Consider the following 25,092-nt stretch of genomic DNA (forward strand, 5'->3'; position numbering starts at 1 on the left):
TGGGCGATGACATATCCATATTTCTTGATACTTACACACAGATTTTCATAAGCAGCAGCGGTTGCAGCCATTGCAATTTTCAATTTTTGCCCAACACTCACATATGCATCAGGTGCGTGATCTCCTGGGGGAGGAAATCAGGAGAGCATCCACTGGCGCGACTTTCCGCGCCCATCGGCAGGAAGGTCCTGCGTAATGTCATTATGGGGGACATGACACGGGTCTTTTGACCATGTCCCTGGTGCAATTGGGAGGATTGATTTATGGCATCCACGTCCGTGGCCGAGACGACGAGTCGAGGCATGACCAGGGAAGAGAAGAAGGTCATCTTCGCCTCCTCCCTTGGAACCGTGTTCGAATGGTACGATTTCTATCTTTATGGGGCGCTAGTTGCCTTCATCGGAACGGCCTTCTTCAGCGACTATCCCGAAGCAACCCGCAATATCTTCGCCCTGCTCGCATTTGCCGCAGGCTTCCTCGTGCGGCCGTTCGGCGCGCTCGTCTTCGGGCGCATCGGCGATCTTGTCGGACGTAAATACACCTTCCTCGTCACGATCCTGATCATGGGCCTTTCGACCTTCCTGGTCGGCGTCCTTCCCGGCTCGGCGAGCTGGGGCATCATAGCACCGGTCATCCTCATCATCCTTCGCCTGCTGCAAGGCCTGGCGCTTGGCGGCGAATATGGCGGTGCGGCCACCTATGTTGCCGAACATGCACCCGACAACAAACGCGGCTATTACACGTCCTGGATCCAGACAACGGCGACACTCGGCTTGTTTCTGTCGCTGATCGTTGTCCTCGTTGTACAGAACGCCGTCGGCAAGGATGCCTTTGCCGCCTGGGGCTGGCGCATTCCCTTCCTTTTGTCCTGCGTTCTGCTTGCGATCTCCGTCTGGATCCGGCTGTCGCTTAGTGAATCGCCGGCATTCAAGAAGATGAAGGAAGAAGGCAAAGGCTCCAAGGCTCCGCTCTCCGAGGCCTTCGGTCAGTGGAAGAACGCCAAGATCGCCTTGATCGCGCTGCTCGGCCTTACCGCCGGTCAGGCAGTGGTTTGGTATGCCGGCCAATTCTATTCACTGTTCTTTCTGCAGAGCGTGCTGAAAGTTGACGGTCAATCGGTCAACATCATGATCGCCATCGCGCTTCTGATCGGCAGCGGCTTCTTCGTGGTCTTCGGCTGGCTGTCCGATAAGATCGGCCGCAAGCCGATCATCATGGCGGGCCTTGCGCTGGCGATCCTGACCTATTTCCCGCTGTTCAAGGCACTGACCCACGCCGCCAACCCCGCCCTGGCCCAAGCGGAGCAAACCATCCGGGCGACGGTGACGGCAGCTCCTGGCGATTGCACCTTCCAGTTCAATCCTGTGGGAACCGCCAAGTTCAATAGCTCGTGTGACATCGCCACCTCCTTCCTGGCAAAGTCTTCCGTGCCCTATACGATTGTCGACGGCCCAGCCGGGCAGCCGGCGACGGTCAAGGTCGGCGACGCGACCATCACCTCTTACGATGCAACGGCGGCAGGGGCCGGTGCAGCGGCAAAGAATGCGGCATTCACGCACGACATGAACCTTGTCTTGCAGAAGGCCGGCTTCCCGCTGGTGCGCGACCCTGCCAAGGTGCCGGACGCCAAGCTTGACGCCTTCATCGCCGCCAACCCTGAACTGGGGCTTGATGCGGCGACCGTGCGGGCGGGCGACAAGACAGTCACCCCGGTTGCAGATCTCGTCAAGGCGAAGCTTCTGACGGCGGATCAGGCCGGTGGCGCAACTGATATGCCGGTCTACACCATCCCCAAGGGTGGCGCCTTCAAGGTGGTTGCCGATCCCTCAGCCATCAACTGGCCGCTGACCATCCTGATCCTGACCATCCTCGTCATCTATGTGACGATGGTCTACGGCCCGATCGCCGCGATCCTGGTCGAGATGTTCCCGACCCGCATCCGCTATACCGGCATGTCGCTGCCCTATCATATCGGTAACGGTTGGTTCGGTGGCCTGCTGCCGGCAACGGTCTTCGCCATGAGCGCCGCCAAGGGCGATATCTATTATGGCCTCTGGTACCCGATCGCGATCGCTGCGATGACCCTTGTCATCGGCCTAATTTTCGTTCGCGAAACCAAGGGCGTCGATCTGAACAGCATCAAGTAATCGCATGAAAGCCCGGCGTTCACATACAGAACGCCGGGCCTTTTTCTTCGCCTCATCCATTTCTGATCGAAGCTCGAATCTCAGCTTCCGCAAAATGCGTGAAGCAGCACCAGAAGCGAAAAGAGGACCATCAGGCCCGCCAGAAAATGTTGCAGGATCGACCAGACGCGTTTGGTCGCAGCAAGACTTGGCCGCGTTGCGAGAGAAGCGAGATAGAGCACTGTATCCATGGAAACCCCTGGCGAATGTTTCCGCAGGCGCGACGTAAACACCTCGCTATCGCGGAAATTGCTGATATTTAATGGTTTTATATTGTCTACAAAAATAGTAGATTAAAGGAAGGGTTTTGCGGTTCCCTTGCAATTTCAGACAAATTAAACTCCCCGGAGACAGGCCTGAGCAAGGCTTACTCAGTCCCGCCGTCCACCTATCGAGGCTCGAATGGAGGCGAACCAAAGCGCAGAAAAAATTTATTCTATAGATTAAATAAACAAAGCAAGGCTTGTCCTTTTAATTGAATGCCAGTGGCTTACGAGTACCGCTGACAATCGGTGACCCCTTGCCCATGACCTTGCTGGATGCCCAAAATCTTTCTCTTGCCTTCGGCTCGACACAGGCTCTGGCTGGAGCGTCTCTGACCGTCGCCCGCGGCGAGGTCGTCGCGCTGATGGGGGCCAACGGCGCGGGCAAGTCGACGCTAGTCAAAATCCTGTCGGGCATTCATCGCGCCGATTCAGGTAGCATCCTATGGAACGGAGCGGATTATCGCCCCGAAAGCCCGGCCGAGGCAACGGCGCGGGGCATCGTTACGGTGCATCAGTCGACCGATGTCGTCGGGATCGCCGGCCTTTCGGTCGCTGATGCCCTGCTGCTCAACCAATATGTTGACGGACGCCAGCCCTTCTTTCTGTCGAAACGTTCAGTGCGGCGGAAAGCGGAAGCAATCCTATCGGAAGCCGGCTTCGACCTGCCACTCGACCGCGATTTTGGCGATCTGGGCACCGCCGACCGGCAGATGGTCGCCATAGCCCGCGCCCTTTCCAATCAAGCGCAGCTGCTGATCCTGGATGAGCCGACCGCAAGCCTTTCTGCACGCGAAACGGCCCGGCTTTACGATATCGTCCGCAGGCTGAGGGCCCGCGGCCTGGGCATTCTCTATATTTCGCACCGTACGGCAGATCTCGATGCGCTCGCCGATCGCGTTGATGTCCTGCGGGGCGGCCGCAATGTCGGTGCCTTCTCGCAGCCGATCGACTTCGACGTCGCCATCGAAACCATGATTGGCCGCTCCATGAAGGCGGCTCGCCCACATCGCCGTGAACAATTCGACCGGGCCATACTGGAACTTCAGGCTGTCCGGCTGCTTGCCGACAGCCCGCCGATCGATCTGAGGCTCCATGCCGGCGAGGTCGTCGCCATTACCGGCGTTCTCGGCGCCGGCAAGAGCCGGCTTCTGTCGACCCTTTTCGGCCTTGAGCGCTTTGCTTCCGGCACGGCACTCCTGGACGGCATTGCATTTCAGCCCCGCTCGCCCGCGGATGCAATCGCCCGCGGCGCCGTCATGGCCGCTGCTGACCGCCATCGTTCTTCTCTCATGCCATCGGACTGGCCGGGAGAGAGTATTGCGGCAACGATCAGCCTGCCGCATCTGAAACATTGGTACCCGTCGGGCTTCCTGTTTTCCGGGCGGGAAAGCCGCGAGGGAGAAAAGGCCATCCGGCGCCTCGGCATAAAGGCCCCCGGTCCTGAGGCATCTGTCTGGTCACTTTCCGGCGGCAATCAGCAAAAGGTCGTGCTCGCCCGCTGGGAGGCGGAGCCAAGCCGGCTCATGCTTCTCGACGAGCCCTTCCAGGGGGTCGATGTCGGCGCCCGCCAGGACATTATCGCGGCCATACGCGCCCACACCGACCGCGCCACCCTGATCGCGACATCCGATCCGGAAGAGGCGCTCGAAGTCGCTGATCGGGTGCTGTTGATGGAACATCATGGTCTCACAGACGTCGCGGCCGCAGGCGACCGACAGAACAAGGAATATGCCTGATGAGTGAAGGTACCGCAGAAATCCCCGAACAAGTCAGGCCAGTAAGCAATACGGTTTCACCGCAGGAATTCGTGCGGCGAGGAGCAGTATTTATTCTCCTCCTTGCCCTTGTCATCATCTTCAGCTTCGCCCAGCCGGCCTTCATCAACATCAACAATCTGATGAGCATCCTCCAGGCGGTTTCGGTGGTCGCCATTATCGGTGCCGGCGTCACGGTGACGCTCGCCATCGGCGGCTTCGATCTTTCCGTTGGCGCGGTGGCCGCCTCCAGTGTCATGGCCGCGAGCTACGCGATGATCGTATGGGGTCTCAACGCCTATGAAACCGTGCCGCTGGTGCTTGCCTTCGGCGCGATCGTCGGGCTTGCCAACGCCCTGCTGATCGTCAGGCTCAAGGTACCGGATCTGCTGGCGACGTTGGCCACCATGTTTCTCCTGACGGGGCTGCAGCTGATTCCGACGGCGGGGCGCTCGATCTCGGTCGGCTTGATCCTTCCCGACGGGACGACAGCGTCAGGCAGGGTCGACCCCGCCTTTTTAACGATCGGACGATCGAGCCTGTTCGGCATCATTCCCTTTCCCGTCATCCTCATGCTGATCGTCGCGCTCGCGCTCTATGTGCTGACCGAGCGTACGCGTCTTGGTCGCCTTCTCTACGCCACCGGCGGCAATGAAGCGGCGACACGGTTGGCAGGTGCCAATGTCGCCCGCCTGAAGACCTTTGCCTATGTGCTTTCGGGCACTCTCGCCTCGCTGGGCGGCATCATCGTTGCGGCCCGCGTCGGCCGTGGCGACGTTTCCTCCGGCGCCTCGCTGCTGATGGATTCCGTCGCAGCCTCGCTCATCGGCTTTGCCGTCCTCGGATTGCGCCGTCCGAACGTTCTCGGCACGACAATCGGCGCCGTCTTCGTCGGCGTGCTTCTGAACGGCCTGACGATGCTGAACGCACCCTATTACACCCAGGACTTTATCAAGGGTGCCGTTCTCGTCGGTGCGCTCGCACTGACCTATGGGATCAGCCGCGGCAAAGCATGATCCCACCATCCGTCCCAACTCAACACTCAATGGATTTTCAATGATCAAATTATTCAAAATCATCGCTTCCGCCGTTGTCGCCGGCTCGCTTTTCATGACCACGGCATCGGCGGCGGGACTTAGCGGCGCGCCCGCTCCTTTCGATAAAAGGCCCGTCAATATCGCCGTCATCAGCTTCCTTGGCAGCGGCGATTGGCTGCAGGCCTTCGAGGCCGGCGTCAAGCGGCAGGCCGATGCGCTCGGCGTCAACCTCACCGTCTCGCAGGCCCGCAACGACAACGATACGCAGCGCAATCTTGTCGAGCAGGCGATCAATCTCGGCGTCGACGGCATCATCATCAACAATGGCCGCCCCGAAGTCCTGAAGGATGTCGCACAGAAGGCGCTCGACAAGGGCATCAAGGTCGTCGCCTATGACGTCAACCTCGACAATCCGCAAATCCCGCAGATCGAACAGAGCGACAAGGATATGGCCAAGCTCGTGCTTGACCAGGCCGTGAAGGATAAGGGTGATGGCTTTACCGGTGGTGCCGTCTATGTCGCGGGCTTCGCGCCGCTCGACCGCCGCTATGCCGTGTGGAAGGATTTCATTGCCAAGCACAATCTCAAGGAAAAGGCCGTATGGGGCGTGGTCAATGACACCGTTCCCGCCTCCGTCGCCGATCAGACGAAGGCGGTGCTGCGCGCCAATCCGGATATTTCGGTGATCTTCACGCCATGGGATGAATTCGCCAAGGGCGCGAAGCTCGCCATCGACGAGCTTGGCCTTTCCGGTCAGGTGAAGATCTATGGCGTCGACACCTCGACCGCCGATATCCAGCTGATGGTCGAGCCGGACAGCGCCTGGGTCGCAACCGCGGCGACGAACGCTGCCGTCGTCGGGGAAGTTTCCGTTCGCGCCATTTCGCTCGCCATTGCCGGCCAGTCTCCGGGCCGCTCCGTTCTCCTGCAGCCGACGCTGATTACGCGTGACGATCTCATCAACAACAAGATCGGCACGATCGAAGAACTGCAGCAGAAATTCCCGGCCTTCCTGAAAAGCGATGCCGCGACGGCTGCCTGGATCCCGGCGGCCAAGAACTGAGATTTATCAGCCGCTTTCGCAGGGGCCGCCGTCAAAGGCGGCCCTCCTTACTCTGTTTATTCATGAGAAGACCCATGGCGTCGACCGACCTCCCCAAACCCGACTTTGCCCGCAACATGACACTGATCGGCCATAGCGATATCGGCGGCCGTGGCGATGGGCTGCAATTGATGGTTCATCGAGGCTACGCCTATGTTGCCCATCCCTGGTCTCAGGGCTTCTCGATCGTTGACGTTCGCGACCCGAAAAGCCCCAAGACGGTCAACTACGTGCCGGCGCCGGCCAATACCTGGAACATCCATCTGCAGACGCATGACGACCTGTTGCTGGTCATCAACGCGCTCGATCTCTTTGCCGACGTAGAAACCTTCACGGACGAGAAGGCCTACTACACGCAGTCCGTCGGCGAGACGGTCGCCTCCAGAAAGCGTGAGCGCGCCTGGACCGCCGGCATGAGCGTATTCGATATTTCCGTTCCCGACAGGCCGCGCAAAATCGGCCAACTGGATGTCGAAGGCGTCGGCTTTCACAGGCTATGGTATGTCGGCGGCCGCTATGCCTATGCCTCGGCGCTGCTCGACGGCTTTACCGACTATATCTTCGTCACCATCGACATGGCCGATCCAACCAGGCCCGAACTTGTCGGCCAATGGTGGCTCCCCGGCATGAACAGGGCGGCGGGAGAAACGCCTGATTGGGGCGACGGCAAGCGTTACGCCCTGCACCATGCACTCGTCCATGGCGACACCGCCTATGCCTGCTGGCGAGATGGCGGACTGACGCTCCTCGATATCAAGGATCATTCCGCCCCTCGGCTCATCAAGCACCATAACTGGTGCCCCCCCTATGGCGGCGGCACGCATTCTCCGCTGCCACTTCCCGGCCGCGGTCTTCTTGTCGTGGCGGATGAAGCCGTGCTGGACAATGAGGAAGACGGCCGGAAACATACCTGGATCTTCGACATCCGCGTACCCGAAAATCCGATCAGCATCTCGACTTTCCCCATCCCAACCGAAATCGACTACACGAAGAAGGGTGGTCATTTCGGCCCGCACAATCTGCATGAAAACCGGCCCGGCTCGTTCGTCTCCGAGACGCTGATCTTTGCGACTTGGCAGAATGCCGGTATCCGTGCCTTCGATATTTCCAACCCCTATCGTCCGGTCGAAACGGGCGCTCTCGTGCCCGCGGGACCGACTGTCATGACCGACCGCCGTCCCGGCCGGCCGAAAGTCATCCAGTCCGCCGACGTCTTTGTGGACGCCAGGGGTCTGATCTATGCGACGGATTACAATGCCGGACTTGAGATCATAGAATATGGCGGCTGACGCGCGAGCTTAGCTCCCGCAAAAGAGATCTGCCCGCTGGTTCGGGCAGATCCTTTAATCGTATCAGACGGCCTCGTCATGCGAGGGCTTTTCCCAAAGATTGATACCGCCTTCGACGGCATAACGATCGATCTCGGCGAGTTCCTCGGGGCTGAATGTGAGGTCGTTCAGGGCGGCCACGTTTTCCTCGACCTGACGCGCCGAGCTTGCACCGATCAAGGCCGACGTCACGCGCGGATCCCTAAGAACCCAGGCGATGGCAAGCTGGGCGAGCGACTGGCCGCGACGCTTGGCGATCTCGTTGAGCGCCCGGGCGCGATCGATGTTTTCCTCTTTCAAATGCTCCGGACGCAGGAAGTCGCCGCCCGGCCGGTTGACGCGGGCATCCTGCGGAACGCCGTTGAGATACTTGTCGGTGAGCAAGCCCTGGGCGAGCGGCGTGAAGGCGATGATACCGGCTCCGACTTCATCCGTCGCGGCAAGCAAATCCTTCTCGACCCAGCGATTGAAGAGATTATAGGCCGGCTGATTGATCAGAAGCGGCACCTGTCGCTCCCTCAGAAGCGCTGCGATTTCGCGCGTCTTGTTGCCGGAATAGGACGATACGCCGACATAAAGCGCCTTGCCCTGCCGGACCGCCTGAGCAAGCGCATCGGCCGTTTCTTCCAGAGGCGTCTCCGCATCGAAGCGATGGGAATAGAAGATATCGACATAATCGACGCCGAGCCGGGTGAGGCTCTGGTCAAGGCTGGAAAGCAGCGCCTTCTTCGATCCGCCGCCTCGGCCATAGGGACCCGGCCACATATCCCAGCCGGCCTTGGACGAGATGATGAGCTCGTCGCGATAAGCGGCCAGATCCTGTTTCAGGATATGACCGAAATTGATCTCGGCGCTTCCCGCCGGCGGGCCATAATTGTTGGCGAGATCGAAATGCGTGATGCCGAGATCGAACGCCTTGAAAATGATCGACCTTTGGACATCGAGGGGCGTCGTATCGCCGAAATTATGCCAGAGGCCAAAGGAGATGGCGGGCAATTTGAGGCCGCTTCGTCCGACGCGGCGAAAATGGGCCGAGTCATAGCGTTCCGGATCGGGGCGGTAGGTCATGATTTTTGTCTTTCTGTCGATCAAATTGGTGCGGGTAGCGATACGGGGCACAGAATGGCAGAGAGGCATTCGATGAGAAGCCAATCCATATTTTTTATCGACTAAAGAGGAGAAGTTTTTTCCAGCACAATGAGGTTGCTGACCGCGCGCCTCGAGAACCGCGCCGATCTCGTTTCGGCATTCTGGCGAACCGCACAAAAATCTGCGGTCGCTCGTTCTCCCCGCCGGAACTGGGGTAGCCTCGAAGCATTCGAGCCGCATGCTTTACGCAATGCGGCTCGAACCTCCCTGCCCTTAGAGCAGCTTCTCCAAGGTGATCGGCAGGTCGCGAACGCGCTTGCCCGTGGCATGGAATACGGCATTTGCAATCGCCGGCGCCACGCCGACGATGCCGACCTCGCCGACGCCTTTGCCGCCGAGCGCCGAGGCATCGAAATCCGGCACGCCGACGGAGATCACCTCGATATCCGGAATGTCGGAATTCGTCGGCACGAGGTAGTCGCCGACATTGTTGTTGACGGTTCGTCCGTTGCGCTGATCGATCAGGCCCTCTTCGAGAAGCGCCTGGCCGATGCCCATGATGATGCCGCCGCGCCACTGGCTTTCGACAAGCTTGGGATTGTAGAGGCGGCCGCAATCGAAGGCGGAGACCATGCGGGAGACACGCACCGTACCGAAATCCTCGTCGACCCGCACTTCAGCGAAATGGGCGCACCAGCTGTGCATGGAATAATCGCCCATGGTCGGCCCTTGAACTTTAGCCATGGTGGTCCAGGCCTGAAGCTGCTCCTGTGCGTTCGCACCGTCAGGCAGGGTATTGCGCCGGACCTCGATCTCCTCACGTTTCAGCGTGGACATCAGCTCGGCCAGCGTCAGCGACGGCGTCTCGCCGCGCGGTGCCACGATGCGCCCCTCGGCGAAATTCAGCGTGTTCGCGCCCGTCTCGCGGAAGGGCGAGTTGGCATCGCTGAGGGCAAGACCGATGAGTTCGTCGCGGGCCGCGACCGCTGCCTTATGGACGGCGCCCATGATCGATCCGGCCAGCATCGAGCCCCCAGCGATCGCCGAGCCCGGCAGGCGTGAATCGCCGAGATGGACTTCGACCTGATCGACCGGAATGCCGAAGACTTCCGCGGCACTCTGGGCAAGGATCGTATAGGTCCCCTGCCCCATGTCGATCGCGCCGCTGACGACCTCGACGCGGCCGTTCCCGAGGATGCGGATCATCGCTTCGCTCGGTGCCCGGATGACCGGGAAAGTGCCGCAGCCGATGCCCCAGCCGATCAGCGTCTTGCCATCGCGCATCGAGCGCGGCGCGTGGCTGCGCCGCGACCAGCCGAAGGCTTCCGCACCTTCCGTCAGCGCCTCGCGCAGCCGACGCGTCGACCACGGTTTGCCGGACTGATAGTCGTGATCGGCATAGTTCTTCAGCCGAAGCTCGAGCGGGTCCATGCCGAGCTTGTAGGCCAGTTCCTCGATCGCGCATTCGATGCCATAGGCGCTCGGATTCTTGCCGGGACCACGCAAGGCGCCAGGCGTGACGCTGTTGACCGGCACGACGTGGTGCTGCGAGGAGAAGTTCTCGACCTTGTAGAGAATCGATGTTGCCGCTCCCGTCTGCTCCGGCCAGTCCGCATCGAGCGAGGTTTCGCTGGCGCCGCGATGGACGATCGCCTGTAGGATGCCATCCTGCGTCGCGCCAAGCGCGATCTTCTGTCTGGTCCCTGCGCGTCCGCCGTAGCTCGTGAAATTCTGCGGGCGGGTGACCGCGAGTTTCACTGGTCGGCCGAGCTTTCTGGCGGCCGCGATGGCGACTGCGCCATAGGCGAGCGGCTGCCCCTTGGAGCCGAAACCACCGCCGATAAAGGGCGAGATGATGCGGACATTCTCATAGGGCATGTCGAACCATTCGGAATACATGCGCGCCATGCCGTGGGACCATTGGCTCGGCTCCCAGATGGTCAGCTGGTCGCCATCCCATTTCGCCGTCAGCCCGTGCGGCTCCATCGCCACGTGATATTCGCGCGGCGTCGAATATTCCGCCTCGATGCGCACCGGGGAAGCGGCGAGTGCAGCCTCGGCATTACCCCAGGCAACCGAGAGCGGCTCCATGAGCTTACCCTCGCCAGCATTCGGATCGTTGAGATCGGCGACGTGCTTACCCTCTTCATAGGTGATGAGCACCAGCCTGGCAGCCTCTGTCGCCAATTCGCGGCTTTCGGCAATGACGGCGGCAATCGACTGGCCGTTAAACTGCACTTCGCGCGGCAGCGGATAATACGGGCCGTCAGCAGGCTTGTTGCCGCCCCAATCAGCCGAAAGCTTGAGACCGAGATCGTCCTCCGGCGTCAGCACCATCAGCACGCCCGGGATCGCAAGTGCTGCCGAGGCATCGACCTTGATAACGCGGCCAGCCGGAATCGTGCTCTGGATGAGGACGGCATAGGCGAGGTTTTCGACCGGATATTCCAGGGCATAAGTCGCCGTGCCCGTCACCTTCATCTTGCCTTCGAAGCGCGACTGACGACCGCCGACCGTGCCGTCGGAAGCATCGCCATGTTTACGGGGTTCCATCATGGTCATGCGAGACCTCCCACTTTGAAAATGGCGCGGGCAATGACGCGCGGCGCAAGTTCTATCTTGTAACGGTTGCCGCCATGATCGACGGCACCCTCCATGGCCAGCCGGCTTGCTTTTTCGACGGCTTCCAAGGTGAGCGCCTTACCGATCAGCGCTTGCTCCACATTGCGTGCCCGCCAGGGCTTGGTGGCGACCCCGCCGATGGCAACGCGAATATCGCGGACCGTCCTGCCGTCGGCTTCAAGCTCCAGGCCGACTGCGGCACTTGCGGCAGCAAATTCATAGGACTGCCGATCGCGGATTTTGAGGTAGGTGGAGTTCCGGGCAGCGGCGGACGCAGGAATGGTGACAGCAGTGACAATCTCGCCGCGCTGCAGGACGGTTTCCTTGTCCGGCGTATCGCCCGGAAGGAGGAAGAAATCATCGACGGCAACTTTGCGGCTATCCGTCTCCACCACGGCATCGAATGCGACCAGAGCAATCGCCAGGTCGCCCGGATAGGAGGCGATACAGGCTTCGCTCGCTCCGAGCACGGCGTGATTGCGCGTGACGCCGCCGATCGCCGAACAGCCGGAACCGGGATGACGCTTGTTGCAGGCGGGAAAGGCGCCGGGATCGCGGAAATAGGAACAGCGCGTGCGCTGCAGGAGATTGCCCCCGATCGTCGCCATGTTGCGCAGCTGGGCAGAGGCCGCCAGAGACAAGGATTCGGAAACGGCCGGGAAAGCTGCGCGGACATCCCTGTGGTCGGCGACTTCGCTCATCCTGGCAAGCGCGCCGATCGTTGCACCATCGGCATTAACGGTGATGCCGCTCATGCCGGAGAGATGAGTAATGTCTATGACGGTATCGGGCTCGCCGACACCGCATTTGGCAAGATCGAGCAGTGTCGTTCCACCGGCGAGCAGCATGGCGCCGGCCTGTTGCGCCGCCTGGGCGGCTTCCGCTGTCGATGTGGCGCGCAGATAGGAGAAGTTTCGCATCATGCCACCTCCGCGGCCTGGCGCACCGCCGCAACGATGCTGTTATAGGCCCCGCACCGACAGAGATTGCCGGACATATATTCACGGATCTCCGCATCCGAGCCGGCATGCCCTTCGCGAATGCAGGCAACCGCCGACATGATCTGGCCCGGCGTGCAATAACCGCACTGGAAGGCGTCCTGCTCGATGAAAGCCGCCTGGACCGGATGCAGATCGCCGGCTTCGCCGGTGAGCCCCTCGATCGTCGTGATCTCGCGGCCTTCGGCCTGCGCGGCGAGCGTCAGACAGGATAGCACGCGCTTACCGTCGACATGGCAGGTGCAGGCGCCGCACTGTCCCTGATCGCAGCCCTTCTTGGTGCCGGTGAGGGAAAGATGCTCACGCAGCGCATCGAGCAGCGTCACACGTGGCTCGATATCGAGTTCGTGGCGCTGCCCGTTAATGTCGAGCGCGATATGGATGGTTCGTGTCATGATAAGCTCCTGCCATCGTCACGAAGATGAGACCTACGAAATCTAGTAGAAACTCTTCGTCGGTCTACCGGTTGCTGTGGGTTTCTTTCAGGAAGACGGGGCCGATGGGATTGTGCTGCCACGGTCGGCTCTCATCTGAATTAGGAAGCGGAGGACGCCACAAATAAACGGAGGCGCCTCCGTTTAAATTAATGCCTGGCTTGTTTTCGTCAAGCCCCGACAGATGGGCAAATCTTGAACCGATCGGAGGATGAGAAAGAGCCCCTGCTGCTTGTCCTGCGTCGCCCGCCACTGCATGCCGGCGGAATGAGGGAATCGATCAACGCCCCATTCTCGGTCCGTAAAATCACTTGAAAAATGAAGCCCGCTTCACTTATGCTCAAATCGAGCAATAATAGAGCGCGTCATCTAAAACGCCGTTTTGTTTCAGCGCCAGAAGCAATCACAACCCGCTGTTATCGCTCAACTGTTTTTAAGTCTGGCTCGTAGGGACATGCTCGGCCTGTTCTGAATTCACCCAAGGAGGATTTCTCATGATCCATGAAATGCGCATCTATACTTGCTTGCCCGGCAAGCTGCCCGCGCTCCAGGAGCGCTTCGAAACGGCGACACTGGCGATCTGGAGCCGGCTCGGCATCCGCCCCCTCGGTTTCTGGACGACGATGATCGGGCCTTCCAGCAACGACCTCATCTATTTCCTTGAATGGCAATCTTTAGAGGAGCGCCAGCGGAAATGGGCGGAATTCGTGGCTGATCCGGTCTGGAAGGAGGCTCTGGCAAAAAGCGAGACGTCAGGCCCGATCATCGCCAATATCGCCAGTTCGATCCTGCAGCCGACTGGATTCTTTCGCCCCTTTATCCCCGTCGAGGCCGATGGCTGAAAACTGATGGAAGATTGATGGGCCTGAGGTAAAAGCCGGGACATGCCCGGCTTTCAAAATCTTTTCGGCAGGCGTGCTTGCCGCTTCCTGTCAGCCGTTCTGATCGCTGCTATTGTCGGCAGCCGGTTCCTGTTCTTTTTCCTTCAGCACGTCCGTCAGCTTGCTGACGCCTTCGAAGCCGGCGACGGCGGCCGCGGCCTTCGTCAGAAAACCGGCATTCGGGTCGACAGCCTCAACGGCCTCGTCGGCAGCCACGGCACCTGCAACTTCTTCAATCAGCTTTCCGATACCCATTTCAAGCTCCTGATCGTTTTGTGTCAGCCGCAAATTGCGGCGATCGAGCGTTGCGAACACCTCGCAGCGGATGTTCAAAGGCCATCGCGAACGACCTCATCCCCTCCGGGTGCGAGACATGGATTTCCCCGGTTTCTGCCATTTAGGCAACCAAACTGAAAGCGGCCTTAGCCCGGGATGAAGCGAAGCTGATATCACGCAATCTCTACGGCACGCCTGCCCGCATTTGACACTTGCCGCCGTCAAGCCGTCACATCAGCCTAATAGGCCTGTGCTACGCCCTCCGGAATTTCGGACAATGCCAAACCGTTTGAACCTGGGAAATTTCCTGCAATGACATTCTCGCGTCGCGTCACGGCTCTTGCCGCATCCTTCCTCCCCTTCCTTTTCGCGCCGGCCTTCGCCGACTCCAACGTGCTCTGGAAGATCGTTCATGACAAGTGCGTGGTGCAGACGGCACCCTGCCTTTCGGTGAATACGGCCGGGCACTACGCGATGCTGAAGGATCTGCGGGGCGTTGCGCAAGTTCTGTTGATTCCGACCGACAAGATCACCGGCATGGAGAGCGCGGCACTCCTTGATCCTGCAACGCATAACTTCTTTGCCGATGCCTGGGCCGAGCGAGCCGATGTCGATGTCCGACTGCCGCATGCGCTCCCGCGCGACGGCCTCAGCCTGGCCGTCAACGCGCAGCAGGCGCGCTCGCAGAACCAGCTGCATATCCACGTCGATTGCCTGAGCGCCGATGCACGGGCAGCCCTCAAGGCCGATACCGACCAGATCGGCACCGACTGGGCACCCCTTCCCGATACCATCGCCGGCCACAAGTTCTTGGCGGTCCGGGTCAAGGGCGAGACACTGGGCGACTTCAATCCGTTCCTGGCGCTCGCCAAAACATTGAAGGACCCGGCGAAGGAAATGGGCGATCACAATCTCGTGGTTGTCGGCGCCAATTTCGCAGACGGCCCCGGTTTCATTGTCCTCACCGATGTCGCAGTGCCCGGCATGGGCGGCGAGGACGTGCAGGATCATAGTTGTGCGATTACGCATTAAAATCAACATATTATGGCTTAGTGCCGGAGCCGCATCGATCACCTCTTCGATCCGGCAGCCTCCCTTCGCGCGAGCGAAATGAGCCTGGAAACCGGATTTATGAATCCGGTTTCTAACGTCTATCGCATTTCACATACTAATCTTTTTGATGCGGTCGGTTCAGTGTTATAGTCCGGGTTGTGAGCCTGAGCTATGCATCATCCGTTCGTTGAGCATCCAGATCATCGAACAGCGCTGGCAATGAAGGTTCGCGATCGAAAGCCTCAGGAGGCGCCTCATGAATCTTCAAATCAATAGCCAATCCTACCAAGTCGATTCGGAGGGAGATACGCCGCTCCTCTGGATCATCCGCGATGAGCTGGGCATGACCGGCACGAAATATGGCTGCGGGCTGGCACAATGTGGTGCCTGTTCCGTTCTTGTCGATGGCGAAGTGGTGCGCTCCTGCGTAACGCCCCTCGACAGCGTCGCCGGCCGCCAGATTACGACGATCGAGGCGATCGAGGCGGACCCGGTTGGAAAGCGTGTTGTCGCCGCCTGGGTCAAGCATCAGGTTCCGCAATGCGGCTACTGCCAATCGGGACAAGTCGTGGCAGCGACCGCACTTCTCAAGCAGATACCCAATCCTTCCGATGACGAGATCGCTGCGGCGATGATCAATCTCTGTCGATGCGGGACTTACAATGCGATCAAGACGGCGGTCAAAGATCTCTCTTCCAAAGAAGGAGAAACGCTATGACCGAAACCAACCGCAATCTCGTTCCCGAAGATGAGTTTCCCACAGGATCCCCGGTCAATATCTCACGCCGGCACTTTCTCCTGACATCTGCGGGTGCAGCAGCAGGCGCTTTCGTCCTCGGCTTCGGCGTTCCGGTTGGCCGCGCGCGAGCCCAGCAGGCGGCAAGCCCAATGCCTCCAGGCACACGCGTTCCCGCCTTTCTCGAAATTCGCCCGGACAGCACCATCCGCTTCATGAGCCCCTTCGTCGAAGGCGGGCAAGGCGTCTTCACGGCGATGGCCCAGATCGTTGGCGAGGAACTCGATGCCGACCCGAAAACCTTCGTCGTCGAAAACGCGCCCACGGGCAGCGACTATCTGGTCGTGCATGGCCAGATGCGCATCACCGGCGGCAGCATGTCGGTGCGCACCAGCTATGAGACCATGCGCCGGCTCGGCGCGCTCGCCCGCAACATGATCCTGCAAGCCGCCGCCAAGCGCCTGGATGCGCCGATTACCGAACTGACCACAGAGCCGGGCCGCGTGATCCATGCCGCATCGGGGCGCAGCCTTGCCTACGGCGACATAGCGAGCGAAGCACTGGATCTGCCGGTTCCTGCCCCTGAGAGCGTGGCGCTTCGGGACCCAAACAAATTCCGCTGGATCGGCAAACCGGTTGAGCGGCTCGATATCCACGACAAGTCGACAGGCAAGGCAGTCTACGCCATCGATTGCAAGGTTGACGGCATGTTGCATGCCGCCGTCCAGCACGCTCCTCGCCTCGGCCTGACCATCGGCAAGATCCGCAACGAAGAGCAGCTCAAGGCAATGCCGGGTGTTCATTCCGTCCACAGCCTGCCCGGCGCTGTTGCAGTCGTCGCCGAACGCTGGTGGAATGCAAAGCGGGCAGCCGAGGCCGCCCAGGTCGATTGGCGCGATCCCGGCTCGGACGCCAATCCTGAGCTCCGCTATATGCCCGCCGATTTTTCAACCACGGCCTTCAACGACAAGCTCGCCAACGAACCGGGCAATGGCAAGGAAGCGGAGAATGTCGGCGATATCGCCAAGGCTTTCGACGGCGCCAAGACCGTCGTTTCCGCCACCTACAGGAGCCAGTATCTGCATCATGCGCAGCTGGAGCCGCCATCGACCCTGGCCCGCTTCAACCCCGATGGCAGTCTCGAACTCTGGATGCCCAACCAGGCGCCCGAGCAATTCCAGGCCGACATAGCCAAGCTGACCGGCCTCGATCCATCGAAGGTGATAATTCATAGCCCCATTCTGGGCGGCTTCTTCGGACGGCATTTCCTGTATCCATCGGCCAATCCCTATCCGCAGGCCATCCAGCTTGCAAAGGAAGTCGGGCGGCCGGTCAAGCTCATCTGGAGCCGCGAGGAGGAGTTTCTGCGTGATCCGATGCGTCCGATGGCGGCCGTGCGCTTCCGCGGCGCACTTGATGCCAACGGCATGCCGGTGGCACTCGAGGCCATCAGCGCTTGCGAGGGTCCGACGGAAGGCGTCTACGGTCATAAGGAGGATTCGCTGGATCCGACGGCCCTGGAGGGCCTTGCCGGTAAATCCTATGCAATCCCGAACTACCGCATCGCGCAGATCTACGTCAAAAACCCGACGACGCTCGCCTATTGGCGCTCTGTCGGCAATTCCATGAACGACTTCTTCTACGAGACGTTCCTGGACGAGCTGGCGGACAAGGGTGGGCAGGACCCCTATGAGCTGCGCCTCAAGCTGCTGCAAAAGAACGAGCGGCTGAGCAATCTCCTGAAAGCGGCCGGCGATCTCTCCGGCGGCTGGAAGCGGGGGCCTTTCACGGCAGACGACGGTTCGCGGCGCGCGCGCGGCGTGGCGATGGCCTCTCCGTTCGGTAGCCACACGGCTGCGATCGCCGAAGTGTCGATCCGCAACGGCCAGGTCGTCGTCCATGACGTCTGGGAAGCGATCGACCCCGGCAGCATCGTCAATCCGGCAATCATCGAAGCGCAGGTCAATTCGGCGACCGCACTCGGCATGTCGCAGGTGCTGATGGAGGAGGCCGTCTACAAGAACGGCGAGCCGGTGGCGCGCAATTACGACCTCTATCCGATCCTGCCGCCGGATCGCATGGCGCGCGTTCACGTCCGCATCGTCGAAAGCGGGGCGGAAATGGGCGGCATCGGCGAGCCGGGCCTGCCAGCCATCCCGCCGGCGGTCACCAATGCGGTGTCCACGCTGACAGGCAAGCGGATACGCAGCATGCCTCTCTCCAACTACACCTTTGAAAGCTGAGGCGCAGCACTCGCTGCGCCAGGCACATATCCGGCTCTCGTCCCAAGCGGATCCGAGAGCCGGCGTAGTTGGCTCCTTCAAAAGCCGAGTGCGAAACCCCGAAGCAAAGACATGAGGGCACCCTCTTGAAGAGATTTCTTCTGGTTCTTCTTTTGATTGTCGTGCTTGTGGCTGGCGCCGTCGCGTGGTTCGTAACCCGCAAGCCGGCATCTCCCTTTGATAATGTCGCCGTGGTCCAGATACCCTCGGAAGAGTTGCTGCAGCACGGCGAATATGTCGCGCGCCTGGGCGATTGCGTTGCTTGTCACAGCACGCCGAAGAGCGCACCCTTTGCCGGGGGGCTGCAGATGGGAACGCCGCTCGGCGCCATCTTCGCGACCAACATCACGCCGGACAAGGAAACCGGGATCGGCAATTATACGCTCGCCGACTTCGACCGTGCCGTCCGGCAGGGCATTGCACGCGACGGTCATCGCCTCTATCCGGCTATGCCCTATCCCTCCTATGTGAAGATGAGCGACGACGACATTCGTGCGCTCTATGCCTATTTCATGAATAGGGTCGAGCCTGTGAAGCAGGCGGACAAACCCTCCGACATAAAATGGCCGATGAACATGCGCTGGCCTCTGGCGCTCTGGAACGCGGTCTTCACCGAAGGCGGCACCTATCAGCCGAAAACGGCCGGTGATGACCAGTGGAACCGTGGCGCCTATCTCGTGCAGGGGCCTGGTCATTGCGGCAGCTGTCATACGCCGCGCGCAATCACCATGGCGGAAAAAGCGCTGGATGAGAGCAGCCCGCCCTATCTTTCCGGTGCTCTCCTCGACGGCTGGTATGCGCCGAGCCTGCGTGGCGACCCCAATACCGGCCTTGGCCGCTGGAGCGAGGACGATATCTATGCCTTCCTAAAGACCGGCAGGAATGGTCATGCCGTCGTCTTCGGCTCGATGGCGGATGCCTTCAACAATTCGACACAGTTCATGAGTGATGACGACCTGAAGGCGATAAGCCATTACCTGAAATCCCTGCCCGGCGATCCCGCCCGCGACGGCGCCCCCTGGCAATATGACGAAGGTACCGCCCAGAACGTATCGCTTTCCAACCGCGAGAAGATCCCGGGCGCCCAGACATTCGTCGCCAAATGTAGTTTCTGCCATGGTGTCGACGGACGCGGAAAGCAGCAATGGATTCCGCCGCTCGCCGGCTCTGCCGCTTCGCTTGCGAAGGAAAACGCTTCCCAGATCAATGTAACGCTGAACGGCTCCAGCCGCGTCGTGGCGAACGGCATTCCGGACGCCTATCGCATGCCGCCCTTCCGCCAGCAGCTTTCGGACCAACAGATTGCCGATGTCCTGACATTCGTGCGCTCATCCTGGGGAAATCATGGTGGAGCGGTTTCGGCAAACGATGTGAAGGCATTGCGCGAGCATACAGATCCCGCAAGCAGCAGCCCGATCATATTGCAGATGCGCTAGTTTCCCACCGCGGGCTGGCCGTTGCCGGCGACAAAGGAGGCACGGGCGCAACGTCGCGAAGAGCTTTATGCGGCCCCGCCAAATCGGAGGGGCCGCATATCATTCAGTTGAACGCGACGGTGCGTATTCTGCGGAGCGAGAGCGCAATCAACAGGCCGGCGATCGCAGCGGCAGTGCCCGCCAGGAAGACGCTGCCATAGCCGGCCCGGTCGGCCAAAAGGCCGGCAAATGGCCCGGTCAGCCCGTAGGCGAGATCCTGGAAGGCCGAGAAGCCGCCAAGCGCCGTGCCGCGCAGATGCGGCTCCACCTGCCGAACGACCTCGCGGCCCATGGAAGGATAAATCAGCGAGCATCCGAGACCGGTTAAAAAGGCACCCGCCAGGGCGAGCATGGGATCGGTGGCACTCCAGATCAGCAATTGGCCTACCGCTTCGACGGCCAGTGACCCGAGGGCGACCGGTAAGCCACCGATACGATCAGGCAGATGGCCGAAGAACACGCGCACCAGAACGAAGCCGACGCCGAAGGCGGTCAAGCCCAGCCCAGCGTAGTTCCATCCCTGGTCGAGGAAATAGAGCGTGAAGAAGGCGCCGATCGCGGCAAAGCCTATGCCCTGAAGGCATACGATCGCCCCATACAGCCAAACTCTGCTGACGACATTCCAAAATGGCGGGCGGGGCGCACCGGGATGCGGGGCAACGCCGGGAACCCGCCAGATCGCCACCAAGCCGAGGAATGGCAGGACAGCGCTGATCGCCATCGTCCCTGCAAAGCCGAACCGGCTGAACAACATCAGCCCGATCGGCCCGCCCACCGCAAGCGCTCCATAGATGGCAGCGCCAACCAGCGCCAGGACCCGGCCCGAACGCGCCGGGCCGACGAAACCAATGCCCCAGGCGATAATGCCGACGGCGACCAGACTTTCTCCCAGCCCCAGAGCCAAGCGTCCCAGAAGGAGGAGCAGGAAGGATGGCCATGGCATGTGCGTCAGCAGGCCGGCGACCGGAGCCGTCAAAGCGCCGGCGACATAGAATGCAAGCCCCTGTGCCACCGCGACCTTGGCGCCGCGATGGTCCGAGAGCCCACCGGCATAGCCGCGCGTGAGGATGGTCGCCAGAAAGGCAATGCCGACGCCAAGCCCCGCCCAGACATTGCCAAGCTGCAGTTGTCCGCTCACGTAAAGCGGTACGATCGGAAACGAGATGCCGATGCAAAGATAGGATATGAAGAGAATGGCGGCCAGCAGCATCAGCCGGCCGCGCGCCGGATCAGGTGTCGATTGAAAAGCCATGATAATCTCCAGGCTTTTCCTCGATCGGCGAAGGCACAAAAAAACGCACTCCGACCGACGAGGATCGTTGAGTGCGTTGCTTGACGTCAAACGCTTACGGCCAGCATGGCTGGCTGCATCTGCAATATGCGCTTGCTGAATCAGAGTCAATCCGGGCTCGCGAAGCTAAGCAGTCGGCCAACGAAGCTTCAGGCTTGCCGGATCGGTTCAGAGTTATTCGGCGACCGGACCGCACCAGCCGGGCAGGTAATCGGCATCCCTGTGCTTGGCAAGATCATGCGCCTTTTCCAGCGCGGCCTTGAAATTCTTCTCCAGATCTTTGCGCTTGATGCGGCGGCGCAAGAAATCAGCCCAGAGAAATTCGCTGAACGGCGTCGTGTCCTTGGCATAGCCGCCGACATGCCGCAGTTCGCCAGCCAAGGAGCGATAGGGATCGTCGATCAGATCCTTGATGCTCTTCGGGATGTCTTCATAGCCACGACGCTTCCCCTCTTCGTCAAAGGGATGCATCCAGTCATGACAGTCCATGACGAACCAGAAGGATTCCCGGTCAAGTCGCGAAAGATCGGCAACCGTCGTGACGAGAACATTCTTCACCCCTTCCTCATAGAGCGCGAGCGAAAGATGGTGATGATCGATGACATAGTATTGGCCGCGCGGTCCGCGAATGGTCGGCACCATGTGATTTCCGAGGAACTCACCGGCCTTGTCGCCCGCCGCTTCCGCCTTGAGGCGCCAAGCCTTGCGCTTAGCCTTGACCTCCCGCATGCCAACGGTGATCTGGGTGGGTCTCAATTCTTCGATGGGAACTGGATGCAGGATCGGTTCGCGCAGCGTAACCATTTGAAAGCTCTCCGCAAAGGCAGGACGATCCGAGCCTAGCATAACCGGCCGATCCGGCAAGGTCGGCGCTATATGCTCGTCGGCAAGCTGTATCGCCTGAAGGCGAACCTGCCGTGAGAAGCACAGCTCATGTTCGGAGATTGATCGCCTGTCATGCGGCTTTCTTGATCACCGTAAACTGCGAACGCCTGTAGAAGGCCAGCATTTCGCGCTCGAAACTCTCGACGGCAAGTAGGACCCACGGCTCGTAATGGTCTTTGCGGGACCGCATCCTGCGTCGGCCATCCATGTCGAGCATTCCCCATAACGCCCAATCTACCAACCCCATCCCATCACTCTCACCCTGACCAGGTCTTTCGCCGTCCGCCTTACCGGCCTCGATCGCGTTCGGCGGCATGGCGAACGCCAAATAGGTAAACGCTGATTGAAGGAAAGGTGAAGAAACGTTGTGTTAAGGTTTGTAACATCCGTTTGCTTGGAACTGTCGCATTGCGGAGACACCCTGGCGATAGGTTCATCTGAACATAAGGCGCGTGACGTAGCGATCGATGGCCCGCGAATTCGCGCCGATCCAGCGCCAGATCATGGCCATGGCGAATATGGTCAAAAGCCATCCGAGCATGACATCCGACAGGAAATGAGCACCGAAGATCACGCGGTTGAATGCCACGAACAGCGAGCATGGCACCATGATCGCCGCGGCAATCCATCTGTGCCGTGCAGGCACGAGAATCAACAGGGACAACGCCGCCGCAGCCGCGGCGGCTTCGCCGGAAGGAAAGGAACAATTGCGGCTGCACGCCCCCGAGAACTGCCATACCGGTGTAAAGTCCGCCGTGTCCCCGAATTCGATCAGGTCGCGGGGGCGTACACGTCCGATTGCGACTTTCAGCGTCTGCACGATCAACAGCGGCCCGGCGGCAAAGCTCAGAAGCACGAACAATGGCTTGTGGGGAGGGCAGAACCGCAGTCGCCGCGGCAGGAAGACATGCAGAACCACGGCGACAGCCATGGCGCCGAGAATATAGGGCTGGCTTTGACGAGCGATGTCCCTCACCGCTTTCAGCCAGGGATTCTCCGCCAGCCAGAAAACATGCCCATGGGCAAACAAGCGCGCGACCGCCAGATCGAGCTTCGGAAAAACCACAAAGACGAAGCTAGTCCAGACGATCAGCATGCCGATAACAGCCAATTCGCTATCCGCAGTTGCCTGCAGCTGACGCGGCCGCATTTGACCGGAGCCGGCGCTCCAAGAATTTGATGCAAATTTCCACATGCCATGTCTCCAGAGGCGGAACGGCGCCAAGCTGAAGCCCGATTGTCAAGAAATGGCGAAGATCGCATGAAGGCTCTGTTCAGAATCGGCCATCGGACGATCGGGAAACCGTTTGGAAATTGCGGAAGCGAGCTTAGTCCGCAATAGTAAGGTTCGGGCGACAAAGTCGAACGGAAAAACGGAAGAAGCACAGGGCGCTAGGGGTGGATAACAGTCTCGTTCTTATTGTCGAGGATGAACCGGCGATCGCGCAGATACTCGAGGGCTATCTGACGCGGGACGGCTTTCGCACGGTTCGCGCCGGCGATGGCGAAACCGCGCTGCAGCACCATGCGCTTTTGAAGCCGGATCTCGTGCTGCTGGACGTTCGTTTGCCAAAACTGGATGGCTTCGGCGTGCTCGGCCGCCTGCGCCAGGCCGGCTCGACGCCGGTCATCATGGTTACGGCCGTCGCGGACGACATCGACCGCCTGAGCGGGCTGCGCCTCGGTGCCGACGACTACATCGTCAAGCCGTTCAACCCGCAGGAAGTTGTCGCCCGCGTCAGAGCGGTCTTGCGCCGGACGCAGGGCGAGCGAGCAGAAGCCATCAAGCGCTTCGGCGCACTGGAGGTCGACTTCGGCAGCTATACCGTCTTCATCAACAAGGACGAGCGCCGTATTGCATTGCCGCTGACGCTCAGCGAATTCCGCATCCTCGCCTATATGATCCGCCATCCGACCCAGGCTTTCGCGCGTGCCGATATTCTCGATGCCTGCCTGCCGGAAAGCGATGCTCTGGTGCGGACCGTCGACACGCACATTTCCAATCTCAGGCGCAAACTGGAGGAAATGGGGCAGATCGGCTTCTTTCCTGCCGTGCGCGGCATCGGCTATCGCTTTTCGGACCCGAGATGAAGAAACCGAGATTTCCCAGCGCGCCGCTTGCCTCGCTTACGGCCGTCGTCATCACGATCATGCTGCTGCTCAGCGTCGGCCTGACCTATCTGGGGGTCAACTGGTACGCAACCTATCTGGAGCAGGGTATCAGCGATGCCCTGCCGCCGCGAGCCGCAACAGCCTACAAGATGCTGAGCGAAAACAAGATCCCCGATGGGGATTCGCTGAAGCTGCTTGTCGAACATCTTAATTCGCTGACGGAGCCGACGGATCTCAAGGTGCAGCTTTCCGTGCTCGTCTTCGGCCTCATGTCAGCGCTCCTCTGCGCCGTGATCGGCGTCTTCCTGGCGCGTCGGCTCACACATCCGCTCGAAGAGCTCACCTCTGCCGCCGAGGGCCTTAAATCAGGCGACTTCTCCGTCCGCGTCCCCGCCTCCTATCGAAGCGCCCGCGAAGTCGCGAGCCTTGTCGAAACCTTCAACGCTCTTGCGACCAGCCTGGAGACGATGGAGGAACGATTGCGTTTCAACAACATGGCGGTTGCACACGAGCTGCGCACGCCGTTGACCATCCTGCAAGGATCACTGCAAGGCATGCTAGACGGCGTATTTCCGATGGACCAGAAAATCATTTCCGATCTCCTCCTGCAGGTTGAAGGCCTGGCGCGGGTTGTCGAAGACCTGCGCACCCTGTCGCTCGCCATCGGCCAGAAGCTGGTGATCGAGCGCCAGCGCATCGACGCATCGCGATTGGTCGAGACTGTCATCGCCGCGGCAAAGCCCATGCTGGAAGCCCGCAGGTTTCAGGTGGAAACGGAGCTGAAACCCGCCTGGATTTCAGCCGACTCTCCCCGTATCCGCCAGGCTGTATTGGCGCTTTTCGAAAATGCGTGCCGCTACGCTGCAGAGGGCGGCTCGCTGCGATGCGAAACCGAACAGGTGGCGGACGATAGCGTCATCATCCGCGTTCTCGATCGCGGTCCCGGATTTCCGCTGGATATGGATGCCGTCGCCGTTAACCCGTTCTGGCGTGGCGACCCCTCGCGTTCGCGCGCAACGGGCGGCACCGGACTGGGGCTATCCGTGGTGCAAGCAATCGCGCTTGCCCATGGCGGGCATCTGGAATTCGCAAACCGGCCGGAAGGCGGCGCGATGGTGTCAATCCATTTGACGGACAGCACGCCGCGAGAAGCACATGGTTTCGATGAGCAGGAAACAGCCTCCCGCCAATGCGGGCTTTGTTGAGCAAAACCATCGCGGCCGAGCGGACCCTGAAAATCTCCCCGGACCGGCGCAATCGTCTGCGGTAGCGATCTAGGCTATGG

General features: G+C 60.4%; 22 protein-coding genes. 12 read left to right on the forward strand and 10 right to left on the reverse strand.

Going from position 1 to position 25,092, the window contains the following annotated elements:
- The first annotated feature begins 263 nt into the window (after positions 1-263).
- Positions 264-2,147 (forward strand): MFS transporter, encoded by a 1,884-nt coding sequence (locus RTCIAT899_RS29475; RefSeq protein ID WP_015343499.1) that lies wholly within the window; start codon positions 264-266, stop codon positions 2,145-2,147.
- Between the two features lie 80 nt (positions 2,148-2,227).
- On the opposite strand, the gene RTCIAT899_RS33605 is transcribed toward RTCIAT899_RS29475, so the two are convergent.
- On the reverse strand, positions 2,228-2,377 hold the full coding sequence (locus tag RTCIAT899_RS33605) for a hypothetical protein (protein ID WP_154660813.1): 150 nt from the start codon (positions 2,375-2,377) through the stop codon (positions 2,228-2,230).
- A 335-nt stretch (positions 2,378-2,712) separates the two neighbouring features.
- On the opposite strand from RTCIAT899_RS33605, the gene RTCIAT899_RS29480 reads away from it, so the two are divergent.
- The 4 genes from RTCIAT899_RS29480 (at position 2,713) to RTCIAT899_RS29495 (ending at position 7,634) form a co-directional block, all read left to right on the forward strand.
- Complete coding sequence (locus tag RTCIAT899_RS29480) at positions 2,713-4,188, forward strand: sugar ABC transporter ATP-binding protein (RefSeq protein WP_015343500.1); 1,476 nt, start codon at positions 2,713-2,715, stop codon at positions 4,186-4,188.
- Complete coding sequence (locus tag RTCIAT899_RS29485) at positions 4,188-5,222, forward strand: ABC transporter permease (RefSeq protein WP_015343501.1); 1,035 nt, start codon at positions 4,188-4,190, stop codon at positions 5,220-5,222. The genes RTCIAT899_RS29480 and RTCIAT899_RS29485 overlap by 1 nt, the downstream gene beginning before the upstream one ends.
- A gap of 40 nt (positions 5,223-5,262) precedes the next feature.
- Complete coding sequence (locus tag RTCIAT899_RS29490; RefSeq protein WP_015343502.1) at positions 5,263-6,306, forward strand: substrate-binding domain-containing protein; 1,044 nt, start codon at positions 5,263-5,265, stop codon at positions 6,304-6,306.
- A 74-nt stretch (positions 6,307-6,380) separates the two neighbouring features.
- On the forward strand, positions 6,381-7,634 hold the full coding sequence (locus RTCIAT899_RS29495) for an LVIVD repeat-containing protein (protein ID WP_015343503.1): 1,254 nt from the start codon (positions 6,381-6,383) through the stop codon (positions 7,632-7,634).
- A gap of 63 nt (positions 7,635-7,697) precedes the next feature.
- On the opposite strand, the gene mgrA is transcribed toward RTCIAT899_RS29495, so the two are convergent.
- The 4 genes from mgrA to RTCIAT899_RS29515 form a co-directional block, all read right to left on the reverse strand.
- A complete protein-coding gene (gene mgrA / locus RTCIAT899_RS29500) occupies positions 7,698-8,741 on the reverse strand; it encodes an L-glyceraldehyde 3-phosphate reductase (RefSeq protein WP_015343504.1) in 1,044 nt (347 codons plus the stop codon).
- Between the two features lie 294 nt (positions 8,742-9,035).
- Positions 9,036-11,324, reverse strand: a complete 2,289-nt coding sequence (locus tag RTCIAT899_RS29505; protein ID WP_015343505.1) for a xanthine dehydrogenase family protein molybdopterin-binding subunit — start codon at positions 11,322-11,324, stop codon at positions 9,036-9,038.
- Positions 11,321-12,304 carry an FAD binding domain-containing protein gene (locus tag RTCIAT899_RS29510; RefSeq protein WP_041678472.1) on the reverse strand — a complete coding sequence of 328 codons (984 nt, stop codon included), beginning with the start codon at positions 12,302-12,304 and terminating at the stop codon, positions 11,321-11,323. The genes RTCIAT899_RS29505 and RTCIAT899_RS29510 overlap by 4 nt, the downstream gene beginning before the upstream one ends.
- A complete protein-coding gene (locus tag RTCIAT899_RS29515) occupies positions 12,304-12,777 on the reverse strand; it encodes a (2Fe-2S)-binding protein (protein ID WP_015343507.1) in 474 nt (157 codons plus the stop codon). Before RTCIAT899_RS29515 ends, RTCIAT899_RS29510 begins: the two co-directional genes overlap by 1 nt.
- Positions 12,778-13,310: 533 nt before the next feature.
- Here RTCIAT899_RS29515 and RTCIAT899_RS29520 point away from each other — a divergent pair.
- Positions 13,311-13,658, forward strand: coding sequence for an NIPSNAP family protein (locus tag RTCIAT899_RS29520; protein WP_015343508.1), 348 nt, complete (start codon positions 13,311-13,313; stop codon positions 13,656-13,658).
- Between the two features lie 90 nt (positions 13,659-13,748).
- Here RTCIAT899_RS29520 and RTCIAT899_RS29525 read toward each other — a convergent pair whose 3' ends face one another.
- Positions 13,749-13,952 carry a hypothetical protein gene (locus RTCIAT899_RS29525; RefSeq protein WP_041678473.1) on the reverse strand — a complete coding sequence of 68 codons (204 nt, stop codon included), beginning with the start codon at positions 13,950-13,952 and terminating at the stop codon, positions 13,749-13,751.
- A gap of 333 nt (positions 13,953-14,285) precedes the next feature.
- Between RTCIAT899_RS29525 and RTCIAT899_RS29530 the strand changes: the two genes are divergently transcribed.
- The 4 genes from RTCIAT899_RS29530 to RTCIAT899_RS29545 all read left to right on the forward strand — a co-directional run bounded on the left by RTCIAT899_RS29530 (position 14,286) and on the right by RTCIAT899_RS29545 (position 19,480).
- Positions 14,286-15,005 carry a CDP-diacylglycerol diphosphatase gene (locus RTCIAT899_RS29530; RefSeq protein WP_015343510.1) on the forward strand — a complete coding sequence of 240 codons (720 nt, stop codon included), beginning with the start codon at positions 14,286-14,288 and terminating at the stop codon, positions 15,003-15,005.
- A gap of 277 nt (positions 15,006-15,282) precedes the next feature.
- Complete coding sequence (locus tag RTCIAT899_RS29535; protein WP_015343511.1) at positions 15,283-15,744, forward strand: (2Fe-2S)-binding protein; 462 nt, start codon at positions 15,283-15,285, stop codon at positions 15,742-15,744.
- Positions 15,741-18,005: a xanthine dehydrogenase family protein molybdopterin-binding subunit gene (locus RTCIAT899_RS29540; RefSeq protein WP_015343512.1), complete on the forward strand. Its 2,265-nt coding sequence runs from the start codon at positions 15,741-15,743 to the stop codon at positions 18,003-18,005. The genes RTCIAT899_RS29535 and RTCIAT899_RS29540 overlap by 4 nt, the downstream gene beginning before the upstream one ends.
- A 125-nt stretch (positions 18,006-18,130) precedes the next feature.
- Positions 18,131-19,480, forward strand: coding sequence for a c-type cytochrome (locus RTCIAT899_RS29545; RefSeq protein ID WP_015343513.1), 1,350 nt, complete (start codon positions 18,131-18,133; stop codon positions 19,478-19,480).
- A 103-nt stretch (positions 19,481-19,583) separates the two neighbouring features.
- Here RTCIAT899_RS29545 and RTCIAT899_RS29550 read toward each other — a convergent pair whose 3' ends face one another.
- From RTCIAT899_RS29550 to RTCIAT899_RS29565, 4 genes are all read right to left on the reverse strand, one after another.
- Positions 19,584-20,771, reverse strand: a complete 1,188-nt coding sequence (locus tag RTCIAT899_RS29550; RefSeq protein ID WP_015343514.1) for an arabinose transporter — start codon at positions 20,769-20,771, stop codon at positions 19,584-19,586.
- Between the two features lie 213 nt (positions 20,772-20,984).
- The gene (locus RTCIAT899_RS29555; RefSeq protein WP_015343515.1) at positions 20,985-21,614 is read right to left on the reverse strand and encodes a ParB-like protein; all 630 of its coding nucleotides are present in this window, start codon (positions 21,612-21,614) and stop codon (positions 20,985-20,987) included.
- A gap of 151 nt (positions 21,615-21,765) precedes the next feature.
- Positions 21,766-22,011: a hypothetical protein gene (locus tag RTCIAT899_RS29560; protein ID WP_041678254.1), complete on the reverse strand. Its 246-nt coding sequence runs from the start codon at positions 22,009-22,011 to the stop codon at positions 21,766-21,768.
- Between the two features lie 117 nt (positions 22,012-22,128).
- On the reverse strand, positions 22,129-22,890 hold the full coding sequence (locus tag RTCIAT899_RS29565) for a phosphatase PAP2 family protein (RefSeq protein ID WP_015343516.1): 762 nt from the start codon (positions 22,888-22,890) through the stop codon (positions 22,129-22,131).
- A gap of 203 nt (positions 22,891-23,093) precedes the next feature.
- Between RTCIAT899_RS29565 and RTCIAT899_RS29570 the strand changes: the two genes are divergently transcribed.
- Positions 23,094-23,786: a response regulator gene (locus RTCIAT899_RS29570; RefSeq protein ID WP_015343517.1), complete on the forward strand. Its 693-nt coding sequence runs from the start codon at positions 23,094-23,096 to the stop codon at positions 23,784-23,786.
- Entirely contained in the window at positions 23,783-25,012 is a 1,230-nt protein-coding gene (locus RTCIAT899_RS29575; RefSeq protein ID WP_015343518.1) for an ATP-binding protein, read from the forward strand. Before RTCIAT899_RS29570 ends, RTCIAT899_RS29575 begins: the two co-directional genes overlap by 4 nt.
- Positions 25,013-25,092: the final 80 nt, after the last annotated feature.

Origin of the sequence: Rhizobium tropici CIAT 899 (assembly GCF_000330885.1) — a bacterium.
Classification (GTDB): Bacteria; Pseudomonadota; Alphaproteobacteria; order Rhizobiales; family Rhizobiaceae; genus Rhizobium; species Rhizobium tropici.

What these genes read in the sequence shown, in the direction of transcription:
- RTCIAT899_RS29495 (WP_015343503.1), top strand. Translation starts at nt 6,381, where the DNA reads ATGGCGTCGACCGACCTCCCCAAACCCGACTTTGCCCGCAACATGACA.
- mgrA (WP_015343504.1), bottom strand. Translation starts at nt 8,741, where the DNA reads ATGACCTACCGCCCCGATCCGGAACGCTATGACTCGGCCCATTTTCGC.
- RTCIAT899_RS29510 (WP_041678472.1), bottom strand. Translation starts at nt 12,304, where the DNA reads ATGCGAAACTTCTCCTATCTGCGCGCCACATCGACAGCGGAAGCCGCC.
- RTCIAT899_RS29535 (WP_015343511.1), top strand. Translation starts at nt 15,283, where the DNA reads ATGAATCTTCAAATCAATAGCCAATCCTACCAAGTCGATTCGGAGGGA.
- RTCIAT899_RS29480 (WP_015343500.1), top strand. Translation starts at nt 2,713, where the DNA reads ATGACCTTGCTGGATGCCCAAAATCTTTCTCTTGCCTTCGGCTCGACA.
- RTCIAT899_RS29555 (WP_015343515.1), bottom strand. Translation starts at nt 21,614, where the DNA reads ATGGTTACGCTGCGCGAACCGATCCTGCATCCAGTTCCCATCGAAGAA.
- RTCIAT899_RS29490 (WP_015343502.1), top strand. Translation starts at nt 5,263, where the DNA reads ATGATCAAATTATTCAAAATCATCGCTTCCGCCGTTGTCGCCGGCTCG.
- RTCIAT899_RS29550 (WP_015343514.1), bottom strand. Translation starts at nt 20,771, where the DNA reads ATGGCTTTTCAATCGACACCTGATCCGGCGCGCGGCCGGCTGATGCTG.
- RTCIAT899_RS29515 (WP_015343507.1), bottom strand. Translation starts at nt 12,777, where the DNA reads ATGACACGAACCATCCATATCGCGCTCGACATTAACGGGCAGCGCCAC.
- RTCIAT899_RS29485 (WP_015343501.1), top strand. Translation starts at nt 4,188, where the DNA reads ATGAGTGAAGGTACCGCAGAAATCCCCGAACAAGTCAGGCCAGTAAGC.
- RTCIAT899_RS29505 (WP_015343505.1), bottom strand. Translation starts at nt 11,324, where the DNA reads ATGACCATGATGGAACCCCGTAAACATGGCGATGCTTCCGACGGCACG.
- RTCIAT899_RS29530 (WP_015343510.1), top strand. Translation starts at nt 14,286, where the DNA reads ATGACATTCTCGCGTCGCGTCACGGCTCTTGCCGCATCCTTCCTCCCC.
- RTCIAT899_RS29565 (WP_015343516.1), bottom strand. Translation starts at nt 22,890, where the DNA reads ATGTGGAAATTTGCATCAAATTCTTGGAGCGCCGGCTCCGGTCAAATG.
- RTCIAT899_RS29540 (WP_015343512.1), top strand. Translation starts at nt 15,741, where the DNA reads ATGACCGAAACCAACCGCAATCTCGTTCCCGAAGATGAGTTTCCCACA.
- RTCIAT899_RS33605 (WP_154660813.1), bottom strand. Translation starts at nt 2,377, where the DNA reads ATGGATACAGTGCTCTATCTCGCTTCTCTCGCAACGCGGCCAAGTCTT.
- RTCIAT899_RS29575 (WP_015343518.1), top strand. Translation starts at nt 23,783, where the DNA reads ATGAAGAAACCGAGATTTCCCAGCGCGCCGCTTGCCTCGCTTACGGCC.
- RTCIAT899_RS29525 (WP_041678473.1), bottom strand. Translation starts at nt 13,952, where the DNA reads ATGGGTATCGGAAAGCTGATTGAAGAAGTTGCAGGTGCCGTGGCTGCC.
- RTCIAT899_RS29520 (WP_015343508.1), top strand. Translation starts at nt 13,311, where the DNA reads ATGATCCATGAAATGCGCATCTATACTTGCTTGCCCGGCAAGCTGCCC.
- RTCIAT899_RS29475 (WP_015343499.1), top strand. Translation starts at nt 264, where the DNA reads ATGGCATCCACGTCCGTGGCCGAGACGACGAGTCGAGGCATGACCAGG.
- RTCIAT899_RS29560 (WP_041678254.1), bottom strand. Translation starts at nt 22,011, where the DNA reads ATGCCGCCGAACGCGATCGAGGCCGGTAAGGCGGACGGCGAAAGACCT.